This window comes from Enterobacter sp. SCRI0065, from assembly GCF_059766475.1.
Window position 1 is genome coordinate 1 of sequence record NZ_JCBAJB010000017.1, and the last position, 19,380, is coordinate 19,380.

Below are 19,380 nucleotides of genomic sequence, written 5' to 3' on the forward strand. Positions count from 1 at the left end.
GGCCGCCTTCGTCCAGTATATAAATATAGCTAACTTCAGAATCAATCCAGTTCAATTTCTGCCCTGTCATTAAAAAAATTTTATCGCTATGAGGCTTGAGAGACTTTATTATTTTAGATATATTTTTTAGTGGCTTTACACATTCAAGATAGTTCATATCTCACCTATTAATAATAAATAATATCATTTTCTCCTTGTCAAGGCTGACGATTTATACCTCCTTCCTCCCAAAAGTATAATTGCTTTCATAAAATAGGCAAACCCTTTGAAAAATAATATTTTTTGTGGATGAATTAACTTCGACGGGTATCGCTATATCTCATTCATAAACACTAAGAATAATAAAGCACTTTATCATGAATAAAATCTATTACTAACAAGTATAAATTCCAGAGTAAATAAAACCATTTTAGTTCCACGTATTTTTTTAGATCCAGCTGAATGATGTTGTCGTCGATATTCCTCTAGCTTCAGATTTTTAGCCATTAAGACGAACACATCCTGATAGAAATCGCTCCGTGATTTTCCACACTGCATTCAATATAATAAAACGACAGAAATTGAGTATTTCTGCTTGCTAAACTGTTCAGTGCCTTTAAGCTTGCGCCCCGTTCCTCCTTCCGAAATACCAGCGAACAGATTGACGGCAGTTTCCGGCTCAATGATCAGTTTTAGATGATGGAGTCCAAGTGGCATCAGAACAGTAAGCGTACAGCGAGAGCCGTATTGACGGGGAGGTGTTATTCAGTTGGCAGTGTGATGCGCCAGGGTAGCAGTTCGCTGACCCGGTTGACCGGCCAGTCAGCTATGACGTCAAGTACATGGCGAAGGTAGCTTTCTGGATCCACGCCGTTCAGTTTGCACGTCCCGATCAGGCTGTACAGCAGCGCTCCCCGCTCACCACCATGGTCAGAGCCGAAGAACAGGAAGTTTTTACGACCCAGACTGACCGTCCGCAGGGCATTTTCAGCGATATTATTGTCTGCTTCGGCCCAGCCATCGTCCGCATAGTACGTCAGTGCCGGCCACTGGTTAAGTGCGTACGCGAACGCTTTCGCCAGCTCTGAGTGTCGCGACAGCGTTTTCATCTTTTCACGCAGCCAGCTTTCCAGGCATTTCAGCAGCGGTTTCGTTTTTCGCTGACGTTCAGCAAGCCGCTGCTCCGCCGGCATTCCCCTTATATCCGCCTCTATGGCGTACAGCTCGCCGATACGCTTCAGGGCGTCTTCCGTCAGCGCTGACGGGGTGCGGACGTGCACATCGTGGATCTTTCGACGGGCATGAGCCCAGCAGGCGGCTTCCGTTATCCGGCCATTGCGGTACAGCTCGTTGAACCCGGCGTACGCATCCGCCTGCAGCACACCACTGAAGCCGGCAAGATGGGTCTGCGGATGGATGCCTTTTCTGTCCGGGCTATAGGCGAACCAGACCGCCGGTGCCAGCGCTGAACCGGCGTTGCGGTCGTCACGAACATACGTCCACAACCGTCCGGTTTTCGTCTTCTTATTGCCCGGCAACAGCACCTGGACCGGGGTGTCATCGGCATGGAGTTTGCCGTCGGTCAGGACATAGCCCTGAAGCGCCTCTTCCAGCGGGGACAGCAGCCGGCAACATGCATCCACCCAGCCCGACAGCAGTGAGCGGCTCAGCTCCACACCCTGCCGGCCGTATATCTCTGACTGCCGATATAGCGGCGAGTGCTCTGCATACTTCGAGGTCAGCACGCGGGCCAGCAGCCCCGGTCCGGCGATCCCCCGCTCGATGGGCCGGGAAGGCGCCGGAGCCTGCACGATGGCATCGCACTGAGTACAGGCATGTTTTTCCCGCACCATCCGGATAACCCTGAAGGCGCTGCGCATCAGCTCCAGCTGTTCGGCGGTATTTTCGCCCAGATAACTCAGCGAACCGCCGCAGTCCGGGCAGCACGACTCCGCAGGCAGTAGTCGCTTTTCGTCACGGGGGAGTGATTCGGGGAACGGTTTACGTGTACGGGTCTGACGCAGCGGGCGCTGTACTGCCGGGTCATCCACCCGACCGGTCAGCGTATCGCTCTCTTTCTGCAGCCGGTTCAGATCGGCTTCCATCTGTGCGATACGGCGGGATACCTTTTCGGAACGACTGCCGAAGTTCATCCGACGCATCTTGTCCAGTTGCGCCTGCAGGTGGTCTATTTCGCGTTCACGATCGGCCAGTTTTTCCAGCAGAGCACGGTTCAGCGCTTCCTGTTCGGCCAGGCGCTGTTTCAGTAGAAGGATGTCGTCAGGAGAGGTGTCGTTCATAAGCCCGCATTTTACCAGGCTTATTCAGTGACAACCAGGATAAAGAGATTTACAGCATGGTCAGGGAGGTCAGCAACCGTTTAGGCTGACGCCAGTCGATACCTTCCAGCAGCATCGCCAGCTGCGCCGGCGTCAGGAACACTTTGCCATCACGGGCTGACGGCCAGGCGAAGCGGCCGCGCTCCAGCCGTTTGGTCAGCAGACACAGCCCGTCACCGGTAGACCACAGCAGTTTGACCTGGCTGCCGCTGCGGCCCCGGAAGATGAAGACGTGGCCCGACATCGGATCATCTTTCAGCGCTGTCTGCACCTTTGCGGCGAGGCCGTTGAAGCCGTTTCGCATATCGGTGATACCGGCGACCAACCAGATCTTGGTTCCTGATGGTAGTGGGATCACCGTTTGAGCTCCTGTATCAGCAGGTTCAAAATAGTTTCGCTGATGGCTCCATTCAGACGGAGTGAACCGTGCCGAAACGTCACTTCACAGCTGATATTGAGTGATTCAGGTACCGCCGTTACAGGCTGTGACCGGGTGGACATTGCAGGGACATCTTCAGCATCAAGCGTTATCGGCAGCAGCTCAGGCACGCGATTCTCTGTTGTTGCAGGAGGTCGGAGTTTTCCTTCACGCCAGTACTGGCGCCACTTGAACAGCAGGTTGTCGTTGATCCCATGCTCACGTGCGAGTTGTGCTACGGAGATCTCTGGTCGGTGTGAGAGTTCAACCATTTTGATTTTGAACTCAACGGGATAATTAGGGCTTTTTTTACGCACTGTGGTTAATGATTTCATGGATAGTGTCCGCCATATTTAGTGTCCACTATCCTCTCAGGAATTTCAGGATCTACCAGACGGTGCTGGGACGACGCTTACATATGGAATATGGAGATGTGTATTTACGGAAGACTAAAGACAGCAATGGCGATGAGTATTTTCTGATTCTGAACTCAAAAGGTGAGGAAGTTGCTGAATGGGATGAGGATGCTCAGGAATGGATTCTGCTACCGCGCCCCCGTCCGACAGGAAATACGCAGAACAGCACTAACATTACTCACATATCGGCCCGTATAGAGGAACAGTGCATTCGGATTTCGCTGTGCGAGGGCCAATTGGCAAAACTTCCTAAGCCTAAAGGCATTAAGAAGAAAGTTCGCAGGGGGCCATGATCATTATGATTTATGGTGGGATTTCACAATAAGGAACAATCATGTCAGATGTCATGACAGATTCAGAACAAGTTAAAGCAGTTGTGCAGGGTTTTTCTGCATGGATGCCGGTGATATCAACCCTGGCCGGTGGTGTACTGGCTGGCGGCGTGGCTTTACTGGTGAGCAGGGTGAATCACCGTTACGCCCGGGAACGAGAAGCGACTGCGGCAGCGGAGCGACTGCGCCATGAGCAGCAACTGTCTGAGGATAAACAGCAGAAAGAACTTCTTTACATCACCACGGAGCTGGTCTTCCACCTTGAACGTTTCGCTGAGCACTGTGTAAGAGTTGCCACGGATGCCGGTTATGAAGATCGTGACGGTATTACCCGATTTTCAGTGGTACCGGAAGACCTCAGTCTTAGTGCTATCTCAGGTGACTGGCGAGTCCTGCCACGCCATCTTATGTACCGTATCCGCGAGTTGCCCGTATTGCAGAACGGTGCTGACAGGGCTGTCAGTTCAGCAGCTGAACATGATGATCCGCCTGACTATTCTGATACGTTTTATGAGCGTCGCTATCAGTATGCCTGGCTTGGGCTGAAAACAATTATTCTTTCCCGGCGGCTGAGAAACCTCGCACAACTCCCTGCAACCCGCCTCGATGCAACGCCCTGGTCGGCACAGCCAGCTCTCTGGTCGATCTGGCGGCAGGAGCGTAAACGTCGGGCCAAGATAACTATCCTTAATCAGCGCGCGATAGCGGCGTTTCATATCCGGAAACAGTCCGGTAATAATGATTCAGCCCCTGCAGGAACACCATCATGATAATGTCATCCCTTCCGGCTGTTTCTCACCTGGGACATTCCTTACAGCTGCCAGTGGCCATCGATTATCCCGCGGCCCTCGCCCTGCGCCAGATGGCCCTTGTTCAGGACGAACTGCCGAAATACCTGTTGGCGCCGGAAATCAGCGCCCTGCTCCACTATATACCGGATCTACACCGCCAAATGCTGTTGGCGACGCTCTGGAACACCGGCGCGCGCATTAACGAAGCGCTGGCGCTGACGCGGGGGGATTTTTCGCTGGTAGCGCCCTACCCATTCGTTCAGCTGGCCACCCTCAAGCAGCGAACGGAGAAAGCGGCCAGAACGGCGGGGCGATCTCCCGCCGGCAGCCAGGCGCACCGGCTGGTCCCGCTTTCCGATGCGAACTATGTCAGCCAACTGGAGACGATGGTGGCCACCCTGAAGATCCCGCTGGAGCGCCGCAACAAGCGAACCGGCAAGACAGAGAAGGCGCGTATCTGGGAGATCACTGACCGCACGGTCCGGACCTGGCTGGGTGAAGCGGTTGAAGCGGCAGCCGCCGATGGCGTGACGTTCTCCGTGCCGGTGACGCCGCATACGTTTCGCCACAGCTATGCGATGCACATGCTCTACGCCGGTATTCCGCTGAAGGTGCTGCAGAGCCTGATGGGGCACAAATCGGTCAGCTCGACAGAAGTGTATACGAAGGTGTTTGCGCTCGATGTGGCTGCCCGTCATCGGGTTCAGTTTTTGATGCCGGGTACTGAAGCTGTAGCAATGTTGAAAATCAGGTAAGAAATTTTATCGCTTCGGATATCAGAGTAACGAAACTGTTTAGAATCAGGTCTATCGAAATTGCGCTACGCGAATGACAGCAAGGTTGAGAGGTGTACCTGGCCTGATTTTACGTAGTTCAACTGTATTGCAAATTAACCAGCCTCAAATAGTTATTCACATATACAGTAGAAAGATCCAAGTTTTAAGATCCGAATTAGATCCTGATCGGATCCAAACAGAACCAAACAGAACCAAACAGATCCCCGATCGCTGAGAGCCTTGTCCTGTCTGCCTTCAGAGATGGAATAGGGGAGCTGTGGAGGGATGAAAGGGAGTTGAAACGGGAAGTTAGGGAGTTATGGCGGGTGAAAAGGGAGTTGTGAAGGGAAAAAAGTGATTTGCAGCGGGATAAAAGGGAGTTAAAGTGGGAAAAATAGGGAGCTGTAGCGGGAAAAGATCCTGCTTTTTTGAATAAATTATTCACAAGGTGGATAAGTTGGATAATTCTAACAAAAACATATACTTCTTTCCGGATGCGATTCCTGATTCAGATGAGGGAGAAGGAAAAACATTAACAGTTACCAGCAATTCGAGCGTTCAACCAGCAGCCTTGATGCGTTTGGGTATCTTTGTTCCTACAAATAAAAGTGGTGATGCTGGCGATGCCATTGACGCTAGTGAGATATTGTCGTCCTTAGAGCTGTCCAGATCTGAAGGCTATACGAAGATCATCATTACCGGGCCTAGACTTAACCTCTCTACAGATTTAAAGGTTTGGATGGGAATTATCCACGCGTTCTCAAAATACGGCATTGCCAGTAATGCAATCACCCTTTCATTTCATGAGTTTGCAGGGTTATGCCAGATACCGTCGAAACGACTGGACTCTAGGCTCCGCGGAAACATTCGTGACTCCCTGACGCGTATTCGAGGCAAGACCATTACACTGAGCACTATCGGCTCAAAAGGGGCATACGTCACCGGGTTATTGAAAACCGGGCGTTTCAACTCAGACGAAGATACCATCGAACTTGAGGCTGATAGCAAGTTGTGGGAGCTGTATAGGGCAGATTACCTCACTCTATTGCGTAAGAAGCCGCTGAATGCTCTACCGCGGCAGGAGGCGGCCCAGGCGCTCTACACCTATTTGGCCAGTCTCCCAGAGCGCCCTGCGGATATCTCGTTTACCAGACTGAGAGCTCGTTTAATGCTAACCAACCGAATTAGTGATCAGAATAAGGTTATCCGCGCTGCTCTTGAAAAGCTCAAAAGAATTGGCTACTTGGATTATCTTCTTAAAAAAGAAGGGCGTGAAACGATGGTGCGCGTTCTTAGTAGAAACCCTACCTTGAAACCTGGTGACTTGTAGCGGGAAAACGTGACCTGTAGAGGGTTACGAAAATATATAAAGGGGAGCTGAAGCGGGAGGATCCTGACGGTAAAAGGGGGCTAGAGAAGGATTGGTTTATTTTCAGCTGAAGATTTCAAATCCATAGTGACCTCCAGCGGGAAAAATAGCCCTTTGGATCTGTAATTCCGTGCTCATATCCCCGGCTGCCCGCTACAACTCCCTTCTTTGAGCTCGCTTTCCCTTATTAGGTCACTTTGGCTTAAGCAAGTTACCCGCTGTACATCACTGTAAAAAAACTCCCGTTGTAGCTTCTTTTTATTTTCATTATTTCCCTCTACAACTCCCCTAAGTTTGGGGGATACATTCCCTCTCCAGCTCCCTTTTTGATAAGTGTAAAATTCCCGCTTCAGCTCCCTTTGAACTGGTGTCTTTTCTTCTGGTCATTGATCTATAACTTTCATTTCTGCTCTTCCTATACCCGTATTAGCCATGTTGTGTGTGTGCAGGAAGACGTTTTTTGACCAACTTTGCAAATTTTGACATGGTTTGCATTATTAGTGTTGCTTTGCTTCATTTATCAAGATTTAATATAATTATGAAAAGTTGACTGTAAGGAATATACGATGGGATTAATGAATACTCTTGATCAATGCATAGCCGCTGGTCATGAAATGACAAAGGCTATTGCTGTTGCTCAATTTAATGATGACAGCCCAGAGGCAAGGAAAATTACTCGTCGTTGGCGCGTTGGTGAGGCTGCTGATCTGATTGGTGTTTCATCACAAGCCATTCGCGATGCAGAGAAAGCTGGTCGTCTCCCCCACCCTGATATGGAAATGCGTGGACGGGTCGAGCAGCGCGTTGGCTATACAATTGAACAAATTAATCATATGCGGGATGTGTTTGGTACACGTCTTCGTCGCCCAGGCGAAAGTGTTCCTCCCGTCATTGGCGTAGCTGCACATAAAGGTGGCGTTTATAAAACTTCTGTCTCTGTACACCTGGCTCAAGACCTAGCTTTAAAAGGACTTCGTGTTCTTCTTGTAGAAGGTAATGATCCTCAGGGTACAGCATCGATGTACCATGGTTGGGTTCCAGATTTGCATATTCATGCCGAAGATACTTTACTCCCATTCTATCTGGGAGAGCGTGACGATGCTTCATACGCTATAAAGCCTACATGCTGGCCAGGCCTGGATATTATTCCTTCTTGCTTGGCATTACATCGCATCGAAACAGAACTCATGGGGCGTTATGACGAAGGTAAATTGCCCACTGAACCTCACATGATGCTTCGTCTGGCCATAGAAACCGTTGCTCAGGATTATGATGTTGTTGTAATCGATAGCGCACCTAACCTTGGTATTGGCACGATTAATGTTGTCTGTGCGGCTGATGTATTGATCATCCCTACCCCTGCAGAGCTCTTCGATTACACTTCAGCACTACAATTTTTTGATATGCTGCGCGACCTTTTAAAGAACGTAGACCTTCAGGGATTCGAGCCTGATGTAAGAATTCTTCTTACAAAATATAGTAATAACAATGGCTCACAATCCCCGTGGATGGAAGAACAGATTCGTGATGCCTGGGGTAGTATGGTTCTCAAAAATGTTGTTCGCGAAACAGATGAAGTGGGAAAAGGGCAAATTCGAATGCGCACAGTATTTGAACAAGCCATCGATCAGCGATCATCAACTGGAGCCTGGCGAAATGCACTCGCAATCTGGGAGCCTGTTTGTAACGAAATATTCGATCGTCTGATCAAACCTCGCTGGGAGATTCGCTAATGAAACGCGCACCAATTATACCGAAATCCTCTCCTGTGCTCGTTCCAGCAGAACCAGCATCTACGCCTGCAGCTCCAATGGTTGACTCCCTTATTGCTCGAGTTGGAGCAATGGCAAAAGGGAATACCATCACCCTCCCCGTTTGTGGCCGTGATGTGAGATTTGTTCTGGAAACAATACCGGGCAATGCAGTTGAAAAGTCGACAAATGTCTGGGCTGGTAATGAACGTGATCAGGAGTTTCTCACTGAGGATGCACTTGATGATCTCATTCCTTCATTCCTGCTGACTGGACAACAGAATCCTGCGTTCGGAAGAAAATGCAATGGTGTAATTGAAGTTGCTGATGGAAGCCGCCGTCGTATGACGGCTATTCTAACCTCAAGTGAATATCGGATTCTAATTGGCGATCTTGATGATGAGCAGATGAATTCGTTGTGTAAGACTGGTAACGATTATCGACCTACAAGTGCATATGAGAGAGGAAAGCGTTACTCGCTCCGTCTTGATAATGAATTTAAAGGTAATATTTCGGCATTGGCTGATGCCGAAAATATCTCTCGCAAGATTATTACACGCTGTATCAACACGTCGAAGCTTCCACGCAAGTTGATCGCCCTCTTCTCACATCCTGGTGAACTTTCTGCCCGAGCCGGTGATAATTTAAGCCGCCTTTTCAGTGAATATGAAGCGTCACTACTTGGCAAAATAGATGACTTAACAGAAAAACGTAAAAACGGGATCGTCTTTGAAACGGAAGACATTATTCAGACATTGACTGAAGTAGTTAAAGCCTCAAAGAGCACAACATTGGTTGCACCGATAAAACGAGAATTCGTACCCGGTGCCATCGCTCAATATAAAGGCAACAAGGTTGTGTTCAGTCTGGATCGGGCAAAGATTCCTGAACAATGCATTGAACAGATGGAAGAGATTCTAAAGCAATTAGTAAAGTCAGAAGCGAGATAACTCGGAACCGTCCATATAGTTGAATTCGACCGTGGTCCCAACCACTCAACTGGGACCGTGGTCCCACCGCTCAACTGGGACCGTGGTCCCAACCGCTCAACTGGGACCGTGGTCCCAACCGCTCAACTGGGACCGTGGTCCCACCTCTCAACTGGGACCGTAGTCCCACTGCTCAACTGGGACCGTGGTCCCAGAGAGTCAGACTAGGGTATAAAATGTTATGTCCCAGCGTAAGAGGAAAATGCAAGTAATCCCCTTTGGTGCTTCCTCGCTCACTCGCGGGATTCTCCCGGTCATTCGACTGCGGCGAGCACTGCCGCCATCTTGATAAAGGAGTTACTTGATCATTGCTCTGGGAAGATCACCCCACTGAGTGTTGTATGATGGAGAAAGCACCTATCGTTTCATCTGCCATTTCGGCGCTATATCCCTCGCCACGCCTGCCTCGGTCAGTGAACTACAGGCGCTGAACCTGCAGATGGCTGGCACCGGAAGAACAGAGACGGGTTCTGCTGCAGCTCTGGCGACGGAACAACAAGTATCGTCAGTCGCCCCCGCATCGGTAAGCAAACCGTCGGGATAAAGAAAAATATGCGGCGCGCATTTGGAGATTAAAACATGTCAGTTATTAAGCGAACGGCAGAACAAGGCATACACCGTATCCTGCGCCTCCGGAATATCCCGGAAGCGCAGTGGCCGGATCGGGTGAAAAAGACCGGCAGAGGGATGATACTGGCTGGCGTGGCTACCGTCGTACCTTTGCTTCTGATTGATAACAACTCTCTGCCGGTGACGATTGCGCTACAGCGCTGTTATGCAGTGCTGCTTTGCGTCGGGGTTATCCTGGCGTTTGACGTTAAAACCCCTAAACGTCGGGCGGGACGATAAACAGAATTTGAAAGGAAACAGTCTGCAACCTGAAGATCTGAAAGACGAAGACCGGACGCTGGTTGTTGTGGCCTTACAGTCGCTCCATCGTGAGCGGATAACGTCGTGGAACGTGGCCGTTATAGCCTGCAGCCTGGCCGGAAAGACTGCCCTCTCAGCGGATACTTTTGGTCTTGATGACGTCACTCACGCGCTACGTCGTATTGGTGCTGCACCTCAGCGATAAATCCGATATAGCGCCGGTGAGATAAACAATCGGCAGGGTGATATCTCATCCCCTCCATCGAATGGTATTGCTTGTTTTTTTGGCGATTGTCGATCTTCTCATTAGCAACTGCTGGGTTTCACCATCTATCCGGAAAGTAATCCCGATACTGACGGAGATAAGGCGCAAACCCATCATCACCGGCATATTGTCACTCCCGCATGACCGCTTCAGCTACCTGAACGGGTAAAAAAGGAAGTCGGTTCCCTCTGCCTTCATGCCGCCAGCTGGCGGCGGGCTTCAGCGCCGTGCCTTCACGTTAACCCGGCCGCTCCGGCCACAAGGATTCACTTCGTCTCCGTCCTCACCCGTTCGCACCCTTCACGGTGCATTCAGCCCGCGAAGGGTTTGCGCTGCGGCTTGCGGCGTCGCCCTTGCGTCCTCCTCTTTTCGCCGGGTTTTTGTGGCGGCACGGCGCAACAGGGTGCCGCATATCAGAGAGGAGTGTGTCTATGTCCCGTTTTATCCTGGGTGACTGCGTGCAGGTGATGTCGCGTTTTCCGGCGCGCGCCGTCGATTTTATTCTGACCGATCCCCCTTATCTGGTTGGCTACAAGGACCGTTCCGGCCGCACGCTGGCGGGTGATAACTCGGCGGAATGGCTCCAGCCTGCCTGTCATGAAATGTTCCGCGTGCTGAAAAATGACAGTCTGATGGTGAGTTTCTATGCCTGGAACCGCGCGGATCTGTTTATCAGTGCCTGGAAAGCGGCGGGGTTCCGGATTGTCGGTCATGTGGTGTTTGCCAAAACCTATGCCTCTAAATCCACCTTTGTTGGCTACACCCATGAAAACGCCTATCTGCTGGCCAAAGGCCGTCCGCAGACGCCGGACCGCCCCATCCCGGACGTGATCCCCTGGAAATACACGGGCAATCATCACCATCCGACTGAAAAGCCGGTGCAGAGTCTGCGACCGCTGATTGAATCCCTCACGCGACCAGGTGCCATTGTCCTGGACCCGTTTGCCGGCTCCGGCTCCACCTGTGTGGCGGCTGCCGAAGCGAGCCGGCGGTATATCGGTATTGAGATGCTGGAGCAGTACCACGCCGCCGGGGTGCGCCGTCTGGCTCAGGTCGAGCGGGCGAGACGAATGCCGGCGGCCAATGACGGCGCGTTTTATCCCGATTATCCGGAGGCGGCATGAACTATCCGGGGCTTGAAGCGTTGCGCGCTGACGTCGCCGCGTTCAGTAATGCCATGTGTGATGTAAGGATGCTGCTGAACCGTCTCGAATCACCGCACCGGCATGAAGCGGCCACCCTGGCCGAACGTATGGCCGCACAGACCCTGCGGCGGATCAACGCCCTGTTACTGGAGGCGTACCGTGAGGCCCTGGTACTGGATGAAACCTTTCAGGACTGACCGACCTGCCGGGCGAAAGCCCGGTCTGTTAACCCCGACAAGAGAGAAAAACAATGTACGGAACCCGCGAAGAATTGTGTGTGCAGCTTGAAAACATGTTCACTTTTGACGAACCGCTAACCCTGCTGATCTGGACGGAGGAGGGGATCAATACCGCCTGCCGTGAAGCCCTGCCTGGCCCGGATGAAACTGAAATCCGCGCCGTAATGAAGGTGATTGGCGCGATGAAAATGGCAGATTATCGCCGGGAGGGTGTCACAAATCAGTCTGTCAGCGACCTCCTGATCCGCCAGCGCGAAGCGGCAAACCGGCTGGTCAGCGTGCCGGCGGCACTCCTTTCCCGCGTCCTGCGGGATTATGAGTGCGAACTGGAGCACCGGGCCGGGCAGGCATGGGAAGCCGGCCGGTCAGAGCCGCAATCGGTAAGGGAGGCGCGAAACGACGTCTACACGCTAAAGGATGCTCTGGCCGCCTGATAACGAGCCGGGGGAGGCGCCCCCGGCAACCAGTGGTGATCCACAGCGAAAAAGGATGTCAGTCCCTTCCGCCTTTATCCGCCGCCACCCTCCGGGCAGCGTCGGAACGGGGAACCTCCCGGGCGGCAGGGTGCGGTGACGGCATGCGCCGTGACTTCACTGTAGCCCGGCCGCTGCGGCCACAAGGGTTCGCTGTCGCCGCCATCCTCACCCGTTCTCGCCATAAACGGTGCATTCAGCCCGTTTATGTCTGCGCTGCGGCTTCCGGTGTCGCCCCTGCGTCCTCCGCTTTTCGCCGGTCTGTCGTGTCGTCACGGCGATGCCGGAACCGAGAATATGTTAACCGCGGAGGATTGTATGAGCCTGACCCTGACCTGTTGTGATGCCGTTCGTCTTGAGGGCGCCCAGCGCCTGACCTTTTTACCCGATCTCTTTGGCGGCGATTTTATGACGTCCGAAGCTTCTGTGTATGCCTATGCGCACCGTTATTGCCCTGATTATCAGGGCGGATTCTGGCACTTTCACCGTCTGCCTGACGGAGGCGGATTTATGGCGCCGGATGTGGAAAACCTGATCTTCCGTAATGCGGATAACTGGTTTGAGCAGACCGTCAGCGGGGAAGTGGCGGGGATCATCCTCACGGTACTGGTGCTGAACCACCGGAGCTGGCACCACAGCAACCATGACCATGAGGAGCTGTGCCGCCATTTCTGCCGCCGCTATGAACAACTCATGGCTTTTGCTGATAACCATACGGAAAGCGCCACTATCTGGCGTGCCCTCGACTGACTCGCCACGGGCGGCGATGCCGCCCGATTAAAGGAGAAGAAAATGATAGGTACACCAAGAGAGATTGCCCTTGAAATGTTCAAATGTTCCGACCTTGACGGCGAAAAATGCGTGTTTGCATGCTGGTATGAGGCAGATATTCGCAGCATCTGCCTTGACTGGGATCTCAGCGACGAGGACGTGAAACGGGTGCTGGAAAGACTGAATGCGCAACTCGAATGTGGCGGTGATTTTGGGCCGATACGCGGCATCGTGGACGATTTTCTAGATGAAAAGCGTGCGCTCCGTACCGTGACGATCCCCGCCACGTCACTGGAAGTGGTAATGCAGCTGGCAGGGAAGGAGATGGAGCGGCTCACTTTACAGGGGGAAATCGGCGCGCTGAAAGAAACAAACGGCGTCATTCAGGATCTGCGTCGCGCACTCAATGCCTGACACGAAGCCGGAGGTGATCCCTTCGGCCACAGAAAAAAGGAAAATCGAATGCAACTCTCACCAGAAACCCGTTCCATACTCCGTCAGTACAAAACCCTGATAAATCAGAGACGGCAGGAACTCGGCCTCAGCTCCGTGACCACGGCAAATGTGATGGACGAAATCTGCGAATCGGCTACTGGGATATGCGAGAGTATCAACCAGCCATCAGAAACTGACGATGCAAATTTCTGAGCTGAAATCTGCCGGGGTCAGGGACGATCGCATTTTTACTGACATGATGTCGGGAGCCACAGACGCACGGGAAGGGTTGCAGCGGCTGCTGGCACGGGCAGAAAAGGATGACGTCATCCTGTGTACCAAAATGGATCGTATGGGCCGTAATACCGCTGATATGATCCACATTGTGGATGCCTGCTATAAAAAGGGGATCGCCATACGTTTTCTGGAAAACGGCCTCAGTACCGAAGGAACTATGGGAAAAATGGTGATACAGATTCTGGCCGCCGTGGCTGAGGCAGAACGGGAACGCATTCTTGAGCGTACCAATGATGGCCGGGTAATAGCTATGGCTGCTGGTGTTAAATTCGGGCGAAAACCCCATAGCAAATCTGTGATTGCCCTGCAATTTATACGTCAAAAAATGACGGCTGAAGCTGTGATGAACAAAACGGGGATTTCGCGGGCAACCTATTATCGTTTGAAAAAAGTAGCACTAAATCCTTTTTAAATCGACGCTAAAGAATGAGCAAGTTCACTCATTTCAGGAACAAATTTTCATTCCGGTATCAGGTTGCCAGTTTTTTAAAACTATTCTGATTTCTTAGCTTCCGCTCAGGCCTTTTCGTGATCAACAGGTACAGGACCGCGAAATGCCCGGCGCCATTCGCTTGGGCTGACGCTGAATTTCGCCTTAAAACTCTGGCGGAAAGAGATTGGCGACTGAAACCCGGCCATGTCAGACACGCTTTCAATACTGCTGTCCGTAGTTTCCAGCAACTCCTGGCTTCTCTGAAGACGCTCAGCGTTTAGCCAGTCACCCAGCGTTGTCCCGGTTGCCTTAAAAAAATGACGGGTAAGTGTCCGCCTGCTCATGCTGGCAAACCCCGCCAGCGAGTCGAGGTCGTGCGGCTTGTCCAGATTGCGACGCAGGTAGTCCATCAGCTCGTTCATTTTTCCGTCCCGCGTAGATACAGGGACCGGGCGTTCAATAAACTGTGCCTGACCGCCTTCCCGGTAAGGAGGAACCACCATTCTTCTTGCTACCCGGTTTGCAACCGCTGAACCGTAATGATCCCTGATGATATTAAGACAGCAGTCAATACCGGCGGCGGTGCCGGCAGAGGTAATAAGGCGTTCATCGCTGGTATACAGCGAGTTGCTGTCCAGACGAACGGCGGGAAATCGTTCAACGAAGTCCTGCTCGAACTCCCAGTGTGTTGCAGCCCGGTGCTGATCCAGCAAGCCGGAATACGCGAGCACGTAAGCTCCCAGGCAAAGCCCCACCACTTCTGCGCCGCGCTGCCATGCGTTTATCAGCTTATCAAGTAACGCCTGAGAAGGCCGCTCTTCCGGATGATTCCAGTAAGGCACGATAATAATGTCTGCGACGTCAAGTAACTCAAGGCCATGTTCCACATTGATTGACAGGCCAATATCTGACAGGACGACGCCCGGTTTTTCAGCACAAATTTCCACGCGGAATAAATCCGGCTGCGGCATAGACTGTCCGAAAATAATACAGGGGACTGAAAAGTGAAACGGGCTGAATCCGGCCGTGGCAATCACGGCGACCGTCAATGCAGACATAACGTTAACCTTACCGTAAAGGATAGCCACCGGAACACCGGCGGCAGTATTGCTGATTCCGATTGATCAGAGGATAACAGGTGACCTGTCGGAATACATTCTTCCCCTGAATCAATCTTATTGGCTTATCAGAAAGCCATTGTTTCACCGTCTGCAGGAATAAGAATCTTATCTTCAATACCGTGTTCAAGTGAGAACTCGCGTAATTCTGCGCGGGTAAGGAGGCAATGATTGATTGATTCCATGTGAGACGCCACGATGGTCGCAGTCGGCAACATCTTAAGCGTGCGCAAGGTATCTTCTTTGCCCATGATGATCGGACCGTACAGGTCGTTGACCGCATAGCCGGTATTGAGTACCACAATCTCCGGCTTGAAGCGCTGAAGGCTTTTTACATAAGGCTTAACCCAGACGGTGTCACCGGCGATATAAAGCGTTTTTTCATCATGATGCGTGAAGACCAGACCGCATGCGTCACCCAGTAAATCACCCAATTGGGCATCGGCGTACAGTTCGTTACTGCCGTGCTGGCCGTCAGTTTTATAAATCGTCAGTCCGTCAACAAAATGATTTTCATCTTTCAGTACCCGGATGTTAAAAAAGCCCTGAGAACGGATCAGCGCCGCATCTTTTTCATCCTGCGTATAAATAAGCATGTCTTTAGGAACAGCCTGCTGCGCTGCTTCGTCCCAGTGATCGGTATGAGTGTGGGTCAGGATAACGGCATCAACAGCCAGTAAATCTTCTACAGGCACAGGCAAAGCAACCATGGGATTACGCAGGTGCGGGCGAGCACTCCCGGCAAAACCATCCCAGGCTTCCTTTTCTGCCAGCATTGGGTCGATAAGGAATTTTTTACCGGCATATTGCAGCACGAGAGTGGCATTGCGGATTTGCGTTAATTTCATTAGTTGCTCCAGGGATTCATCAGATTTTGAGGCTCAGCCACTGCGTTCGACTGGGTGGCTGCGAGTGGCTTTACTATAAGAGCAGGAAGGGATAGGCCGTGATATGCCCACAGGTCATAAGTCGATGAAATCAGGTCAATCGCAATGGTTAAGTTTTCTTACTGTCCTTTTTCCGCTGCCAAAAGGCCTGTTCAAAGGTAATAGAAAAAAGGGATCAAAAAGGGAACAACCAGCGTCGTGATCCCGCCCATCAGAACAGCAAAAGGGACATAATCCGCGCCGCAGTACTTCTCAATAACTGGCAGCGTCACATCAAGAGCCGTTGAACCGGATATAGCGATGGTGGCGTTACTGTAACCGAACCGCGAAATCAGCGGAATGAGCATCAGCGCAGATATCCCGCGAAACAGATCGCTTAAGAAAGCCACGGTTCCTAACAGAGGATTGCCCATTTTGGTGAACAGCGTTCCAGAAAGGGTATACCAGCCAAACCCGGATCCGATCGCAAGAACCTCATGGAGCGGCACGTTGATAAACAATGATGCCAGGGCGGCCCCCATAAATGATGATAATATCGTGACCAACGTCAGCCTCAGGTTAGCTTTGTTTAACAGCACGCGTTTAATACTGATATTCGAATACGATAATTTTACCGCGACGGAAAATATCAACAGATACAGAAGCAAAGATATAATGCGGTCTGCGTCCAGGTCGGGCATTAACCCTCTGAACCCCAGTATAAAGCCGGCCGCCGCCGTGATTATCTGAGTAAGCGTGGGAAGAAAAATTGACAGCAGATCTGAATGACTGTTCTGCAGGTGTGAAGCATTACGGAGAAGCCGTTTTTCTCCACTCAGCTTGCCCACAGCGACCAGGGTAATAAAGGTGACCACCGATGTACCTGACGCAATGATCAGAGCATTAAAGCCCGCGACGGAGAGTTGCCCCTTAATATCAGGGATCTCGCCAACCGTGGCCCCCATAAACAACAGAAGCAAATACAGAGACAGCATTGAAATTTTATCAAAGAAGGAAGGGTGACTATTTTTAACGACTTTTTTCAGGTTAAGTCCGCCCGCAAAGGCCAGGAAAATAGGCAGCAGGCTGTATAAGGCGATGAGCATTTTTTCCTTAATAAATTAAGCAGATGTTTATATGAATAAGCGGTCGTACACCGTAAATAGCCACGATGAAGCCGGGAGGGTTATCAAAGAGAGGGCTGTGTTATCGGGTAACAACACAACCCATATATAGACCTGCGATTTTTACAAACCAGAGAGTTATTTTACGCTGCAGCGCGCACTCAGCCCGAACAGGGCAAGGTCGCTCAGTGCTTTGGTTGGCGCAGCGCACCCTTCAGCAATAATGTGCATATTCATCCCCAGTCCCTGCGGGGAAAGCGCCGTATGCGTGACACAGTGTTGCGTCATCATGCCGGTAAGATAAATATCAGTAATGCCGTTGTCACGTAGCAGCTGCTCAAGACCGGTTTCTAAGAAGCTGTCTGCCTCTTTCTTAATGATAACCGGCGCATCTCCCAGCGCAGCGACAACATCCGGATGAATTTTCGCACCCTCACTGTCAGGCCTGAAGAATGGTGCATCGGCTGTTGCGATATGCTGAATACCGACGATCAACCAGCCTTCCTCACGCGCTTTTTCAATCGCGTTAACTGCACCTTTACAGGCTGTTTCAGGCGCCTCAAGTGGAAAGGAACCACCTGGGAAATAATCATTCTGGATATCGATAACGATCAGTGCATTTTTCATGTTCAGTCCTTGGGATTTATTTGTCGAAAGGGTCACAGAGTGACCTAAAAACTAGCAACTAAACACTCAATCCCGTGAGGGGGCGTAAAGTCAAATTTCGATGGGAGCGGGCCAATAAAAAATTATTTTTTCCTGTGTATTTCTTCATAAGATCAGGTATCCCGCCTTACGGCAACGGCAAAGTGACCTCTTCCTCTGTTATAGCGTGACGTTTTTTACACAAAGCCAGCCAAAGCAGGGGTACCGCAAGGCCAAGCACCCAGGGCACTAAAAGAAGGTGCATGGTTTTCCAACCATAAGCATTGAGCAGCGGGCCAGCTCCCAGAGAACAAAGAAGGCTGAAGATAAAGACGCTCATGTCATTTGCCGCCTGTGCAATCCCCCTTTCTCCCGTGGTGTAAGTTGTTGCCAGCAGGCTGGTTCCGCCGATGTAGAGAAAATTCCACCCTATCCCCATCAGGACTAATGCAATGGCAAATATCCCCCACGTAACGCCCGAAACAGCCAGAGCAATGTAGGCAAGCATGAGAAGAACGCCCGTCAGCTTAATGTTAATGACACCGAACCGGTCGATCAGTTTTCCCGTGAAAAACGACGGTACGAAACGGCCCAGTATGTGGAGTTGGATCACGACGGCGATTTGTGACAAGTCAAAACCGTAATGCTTCATTGCAATGGGCGTTGCCGTCAGGCCCAGAACCATTATTCCAAATCCGGATGCGCCGGAAAAAAGGGCGACAAGATACGCAGGCTGAGAAACTACTTTTTTCCACGGCCTTGCCGGCACTTGCCCGGAAGGTTCACCAGGCTGGACCGGTATCTGCAAACGTGACAATAACAACAGGCCCAGCGAGGCCAGTATGCCCATAAAGAGGAATGAGCCTACATAGGGCACACTGAACAATACACTGCCGCGACTGGCCAGAAACGGTCCTAACAGGGCTGCCACAACGCCGCCGGCCAGTACCAGCGAAATAGCTTTAGTACGAAATGCCGGGAGTGCTACTTCTCCCGCCGCAAAGCGATAAAACTGCGCAAAAGCCTGAAAGATCCCCAGAAAGAACATCCCGAGACATAGCAGAATGAATGAATGATGGAACATTGCGATCATGGAAATGACTGCCGCAACTATTCCACACAGAGCGCCGGTGATGAAGCCTATTTTTCTACCTGCCCGGCTCATCCATAAAGACGCAGGAAACATGACTAACACCGTTCCGAGACTCGCCATTGAGAGCGGGACAGTGATCAACGAAAGACTGGGCGTTAATAGTGCGCCGGCCAGCCCACCGATGGTCATTATCAGAACCGATATTGACTGGAAAAGGGCCTGAGAACCCGCAAGTATCAGGACTTGCCGATGCATATTTAACATTATTGTGAAGCTCCTGAAGATACTGAAATCAGCTTATAGTGAGTGTCAGACTCTGACTTCCTTACTGTCTGAGAAAGCGTCCTAACGAGCAGATAACAAAGTGAGTTATGAGGCCTGATAGAGTTCAATCGGGTGATTTTATTCATCCAGATGAGCCAGAAACCTGTGACTATGCCAGTATA

Annotated in this window: 22 protein-coding genes and 1 pseudogene; 15 read left to right on the forward strand and 8 right to left on the reverse strand. The window is 51.3% G+C overall.

Features of this window, described 5'->3' with window-relative positions:
* Positions 1 to 573: 573 nt before the first annotated feature.
* Positions 574 to 672: pseudogene (locus AC6EMZ_RS22500) on the forward strand (restriction endonuclease); the annotation flags it as partial.
* Between the two features lie 68 nt (positions 673 to 740).
* Here the strand turns inward: AC6EMZ_RS22500 and tnpC are convergent.
* From tnpC to tnpA, 3 genes are read right to left on the reverse strand one after another with little or no spacing between them, the layout of a single operon-like run.
* Positions 741 to 2,279: an IS66 family transposase gene (gene tnpC, locus AC6EMZ_RS22505; protein WP_498405061.1), complete on the reverse strand. Its 1,539-nt coding sequence runs from the start codon at positions 2,277 to 2,279 to the stop codon at positions 741 to 743.
* A gap of 49 nt (positions 2,280 to 2,328) precedes the next feature.
* Entirely contained in the window at positions 2,329 to 2,676 is a 348-nt protein-coding gene (tnpB, locus tag AC6EMZ_RS22510; RefSeq protein ID WP_042922210.1) for an IS66 family insertion sequence element accessory protein TnpB, read from the reverse strand.
* Complete coding sequence (tnpA, locus tag AC6EMZ_RS22515; protein ID WP_268197011.1) at positions 2,673 to 3,071, reverse strand: IS66-like element accessory protein TnpA; 399 nt, start codon at positions 3,069 to 3,071, stop codon at positions 2,673 to 2,675. The genes tnpB and tnpA overlap by 4 nt, the downstream gene beginning before the upstream one ends.
* A gap of 415 nt (positions 3,072 to 3,486) precedes the next feature.
* On the opposite strand from tnpA, the gene AC6EMZ_RS22520 reads away from it, so the two are divergent.
* From AC6EMZ_RS22520 to AC6EMZ_RS22585, 14 genes are all read left to right on the forward strand, one after another.
* Positions 3,487 to 4,254, forward strand: coding sequence for a hypothetical protein (locus AC6EMZ_RS22520; protein WP_498405062.1), 768 nt, complete (start codon positions 3,487 to 3,489; stop codon positions 4,252 to 4,254).
* Between the two features lie 2 nt (positions 4,255 to 4,256).
* Complete coding sequence (locus tag AC6EMZ_RS22525; RefSeq protein WP_498405090.1) at positions 4,257 to 5,030, forward strand: site-specific integrase; 774 nt, start codon at positions 4,257 to 4,259, stop codon at positions 5,028 to 5,030.
* 478 nt (positions 5,031 to 5,508) lie between these two features.
* A complete protein-coding gene (locus tag AC6EMZ_RS22530; protein ID WP_498405063.1) occupies positions 5,509 to 6,381 on the forward strand; it encodes a RepB family plasmid replication initiator protein in 873 nt (290 codons plus the stop codon).
* 605 nt (positions 6,382 to 6,986) lie between these two features.
* Positions 6,987 to 8,153 (forward strand): plasmid-partitioning protein SopA, encoded by a 1,167-nt coding sequence (gene sopA / locus AC6EMZ_RS22535; RefSeq protein WP_181828083.1) that lies wholly within the window; start codon positions 6,987 to 6,989, stop codon positions 8,151 to 8,153.
* Positions 8,153 to 9,121 (forward strand): ParB/RepB/Spo0J family plasmid partition protein, encoded by a 969-nt coding sequence (locus AC6EMZ_RS22540; protein WP_498405064.1) that lies wholly within the window; start codon positions 8,153 to 8,155, stop codon positions 9,119 to 9,121. Before sopA ends, AC6EMZ_RS22540 begins: the two co-directional genes overlap by 1 nt.
* Before the next feature lie 618 nt (positions 9,122 to 9,739).
* Positions 9,740 to 10,009, forward strand: coding sequence for a hypothetical protein (locus AC6EMZ_RS22545; protein ID WP_498405065.1), 270 nt, complete (start codon positions 9,740 to 9,742; stop codon positions 10,007 to 10,009).
* Positions 10,010 to 10,016: 7 nt separating this feature from the next.
* Positions 10,017 to 10,235: a hypothetical protein gene (locus tag AC6EMZ_RS22550; protein WP_498405067.1), complete on the forward strand. Its 219-nt coding sequence runs from the start codon at positions 10,017 to 10,019 to the stop codon at positions 10,233 to 10,235.
* Between the two features lie 491 nt (positions 10,236 to 10,726).
* Positions 10,727 to 11,419, forward strand: a complete 693-nt coding sequence (locus AC6EMZ_RS22555) for a DNA methylase (protein ID WP_492490411.1) — start codon at positions 10,727 to 10,729, stop codon at positions 11,417 to 11,419.
* Positions 11,416 to 11,637 carry a YubE family protein gene (locus tag AC6EMZ_RS22560; RefSeq protein ID WP_498405068.1) on the forward strand — a complete coding sequence of 74 codons (222 nt, stop codon included), beginning with the start codon at positions 11,416 to 11,418 and terminating at the stop codon, positions 11,635 to 11,637. The genes AC6EMZ_RS22555 and AC6EMZ_RS22560 overlap by 4 nt, the downstream gene beginning before the upstream one ends.
* A 53-nt stretch (positions 11,638 to 11,690) precedes the next feature.
* A complete protein-coding gene (locus tag AC6EMZ_RS22565; RefSeq protein WP_498405069.1) occupies positions 11,691 to 12,113 on the forward strand; it encodes a DUF1380 family protein in 423 nt (140 codons plus the stop codon).
* A 357-nt stretch (positions 12,114 to 12,470) separates the two neighbouring features.
* Positions 12,471 to 12,902: an antirestriction protein gene (locus AC6EMZ_RS22570; RefSeq protein WP_498405070.1), complete on the forward strand. Its 432-nt coding sequence runs from the start codon at positions 12,471 to 12,473 to the stop codon at positions 12,900 to 12,902.
* A gap of 42 nt (positions 12,903 to 12,944) precedes the next feature.
* Entirely contained in the window at positions 12,945 to 13,337 is a 393-nt protein-coding gene (locus tag AC6EMZ_RS22575; protein WP_498405071.1) for a hypothetical protein, read from the forward strand.
* A 48-nt stretch (positions 13,338 to 13,385) separates the two neighbouring features.
* Positions 13,386 to 13,571, forward strand: a complete 186-nt coding sequence (locus AC6EMZ_RS22580) for a hypothetical protein (protein WP_498405072.1) — start codon at positions 13,386 to 13,388, stop codon at positions 13,569 to 13,571.
* Positions 13,558 to 14,067: a recombinase family protein gene (locus AC6EMZ_RS22585; RefSeq protein WP_498405073.1), complete on the forward strand. Its 510-nt coding sequence runs from the start codon at positions 13,558 to 13,560 to the stop codon at positions 14,065 to 14,067. Before AC6EMZ_RS22580 ends, AC6EMZ_RS22585 begins: the two co-directional genes overlap by 14 nt.
* Positions 14,068 to 14,171: 104 nt before the next feature.
* On the opposite strand, the gene AC6EMZ_RS22590 is transcribed toward AC6EMZ_RS22585, so the two are convergent.
* From AC6EMZ_RS22590 to AC6EMZ_RS22610, 5 genes are all read right to left on the reverse strand, one after another.
* Positions 14,172 to 15,146 (reverse strand): GlxA family transcriptional regulator, encoded by a 975-nt coding sequence (locus tag AC6EMZ_RS22590; protein ID WP_015060465.1) that lies wholly within the window; start codon positions 15,144 to 15,146, stop codon positions 14,172 to 14,174.
* Between the two features lie 128 nt (positions 15,147 to 15,274).
* Complete coding sequence (locus AC6EMZ_RS22595) at positions 15,275 to 16,054, reverse strand: MBL fold metallo-hydrolase (protein WP_015060466.1); 780 nt, start codon at positions 16,052 to 16,054, stop codon at positions 15,275 to 15,277.
* Positions 16,055 to 16,245: 191 nt separating this feature from the next.
* Positions 16,246 to 17,178 (reverse strand): LysO family transporter, encoded by a 933-nt coding sequence (locus AC6EMZ_RS22600; protein WP_015060467.1) that lies wholly within the window; start codon positions 17,176 to 17,178, stop codon positions 16,246 to 16,248.
* Between the two features lie 156 nt (positions 17,179 to 17,334).
* A complete protein-coding gene (locus tag AC6EMZ_RS22605; protein WP_015060468.1) occupies positions 17,335 to 17,823 on the reverse strand; it encodes an isochorismatase family protein in 489 nt (162 codons plus the stop codon).
* Positions 17,824 to 17,989: 166 nt separating this feature from the next.
* On the reverse strand, positions 17,990 to 19,198 hold the full coding sequence (locus AC6EMZ_RS22610) for an MFS transporter (protein WP_053884015.1): 1,209 nt from the start codon (positions 19,196 to 19,198) through the stop codon (positions 17,990 to 17,992).
* Between the last annotated feature and the right edge of the window lie 182 nt (positions 19,199 to 19,380).

Bases quoted from the DNA above. Each gene is read 5' to 3' on its own strand.
- AC6EMZ_RS22555 (WP_492490411.1), top strand. From the start codon at position 10,727: ATGTCCCGTTTTATCCTGGGTGACTGCGTGCAGGTGATGTCGCGTTTT.
- AC6EMZ_RS22590 (WP_015060465.1), bottom strand. From the start codon at position 15,146: ATGTCTGCATTGACGGTCGCCGTGATTGCCACGGCCGGATTCAGCCCG.
- AC6EMZ_RS22600 (WP_015060467.1), bottom strand. From the start codon at position 17,178: ATGCTCATCGCCTTATACAGCCTGCTGCCTATTTTCCTGGCCTTTGCG.
- AC6EMZ_RS22540 (WP_498405064.1), top strand. From the start codon at position 8,153: ATGAAACGCGCACCAATTATACCGAAATCCTCTCCTGTGCTCGTTCCA.
- AC6EMZ_RS22545 (WP_498405065.1), top strand. From the start codon at position 9,740: ATGTCAGTTATTAAGCGAACGGCAGAACAAGGCATACACCGTATCCTG.
- AC6EMZ_RS22570 (WP_498405070.1), top strand. From the start codon at position 12,471: ATGAGCCTGACCCTGACCTGTTGTGATGCCGTTCGTCTTGAGGGCGCC.
- AC6EMZ_RS22595 (WP_015060466.1), bottom strand. From the start codon at position 16,054: ATGAAATTAACGCAAATCCGCAATGCCACTCTCGTGCTGCAATATGCC.
- tnpC (WP_498405061.1), bottom strand. From the start codon at position 2,279: ATGAACGACACCTCTCCTGACGACATCCTTCTACTGAAACAGCGCCTG.
- AC6EMZ_RS22565 (WP_498405069.1), top strand. From the start codon at position 11,691: ATGTACGGAACCCGCGAAGAATTGTGTGTGCAGCTTGAAAACATGTTC.
- AC6EMZ_RS22560 (WP_498405068.1), top strand. From the start codon at position 11,416: ATGAACTATCCGGGGCTTGAAGCGTTGCGCGCTGACGTCGCCGCGTTC.
- AC6EMZ_RS22610 (WP_053884015.1), bottom strand. From the start codon at position 19,198: ATGTTAAATATGCATCGGCAAGTCCTGATACTTGCGGGTTCTCAGGCC.
- AC6EMZ_RS22585 (WP_498405073.1), top strand. From the start codon at position 13,558: ATGCAAATTTCTGAGCTGAAATCTGCCGGGGTCAGGGACGATCGCATT.
- AC6EMZ_RS22580 (WP_498405072.1), top strand. From the start codon at position 13,386: ATGCAACTCTCACCAGAAACCCGTTCCATACTCCGTCAGTACAAAACC.
- AC6EMZ_RS22520 (WP_498405062.1), top strand. From the start codon at position 3,487: ATGTCAGATGTCATGACAGATTCAGAACAAGTTAAAGCAGTTGTGCAG.
- sopA (WP_181828083.1), top strand. From the start codon at position 6,987: ATGGGATTAATGAATACTCTTGATCAATGCATAGCCGCTGGTCATGAA.
- AC6EMZ_RS22575 (WP_498405071.1), top strand. From the start codon at position 12,945: ATGATAGGTACACCAAGAGAGATTGCCCTTGAAATGTTCAAATGTTCC.
- AC6EMZ_RS22605 (WP_015060468.1), bottom strand. From the start codon at position 17,823: ATGAAAAATGCACTGATCGTTATCGATATCCAGAATGATTATTTCCCA.
- tnpA (WP_268197011.1), bottom strand. From the start codon at position 3,071: ATGAAATCATTAACCACAGTGCGTAAAAAAAGCCCTAATTATCCCGTT.
- AC6EMZ_RS22525 (WP_498405090.1), top strand. From the start codon at position 4,257: ATGTCATCCCTTCCGGCTGTTTCTCACCTGGGACATTCCTTACAGCTG.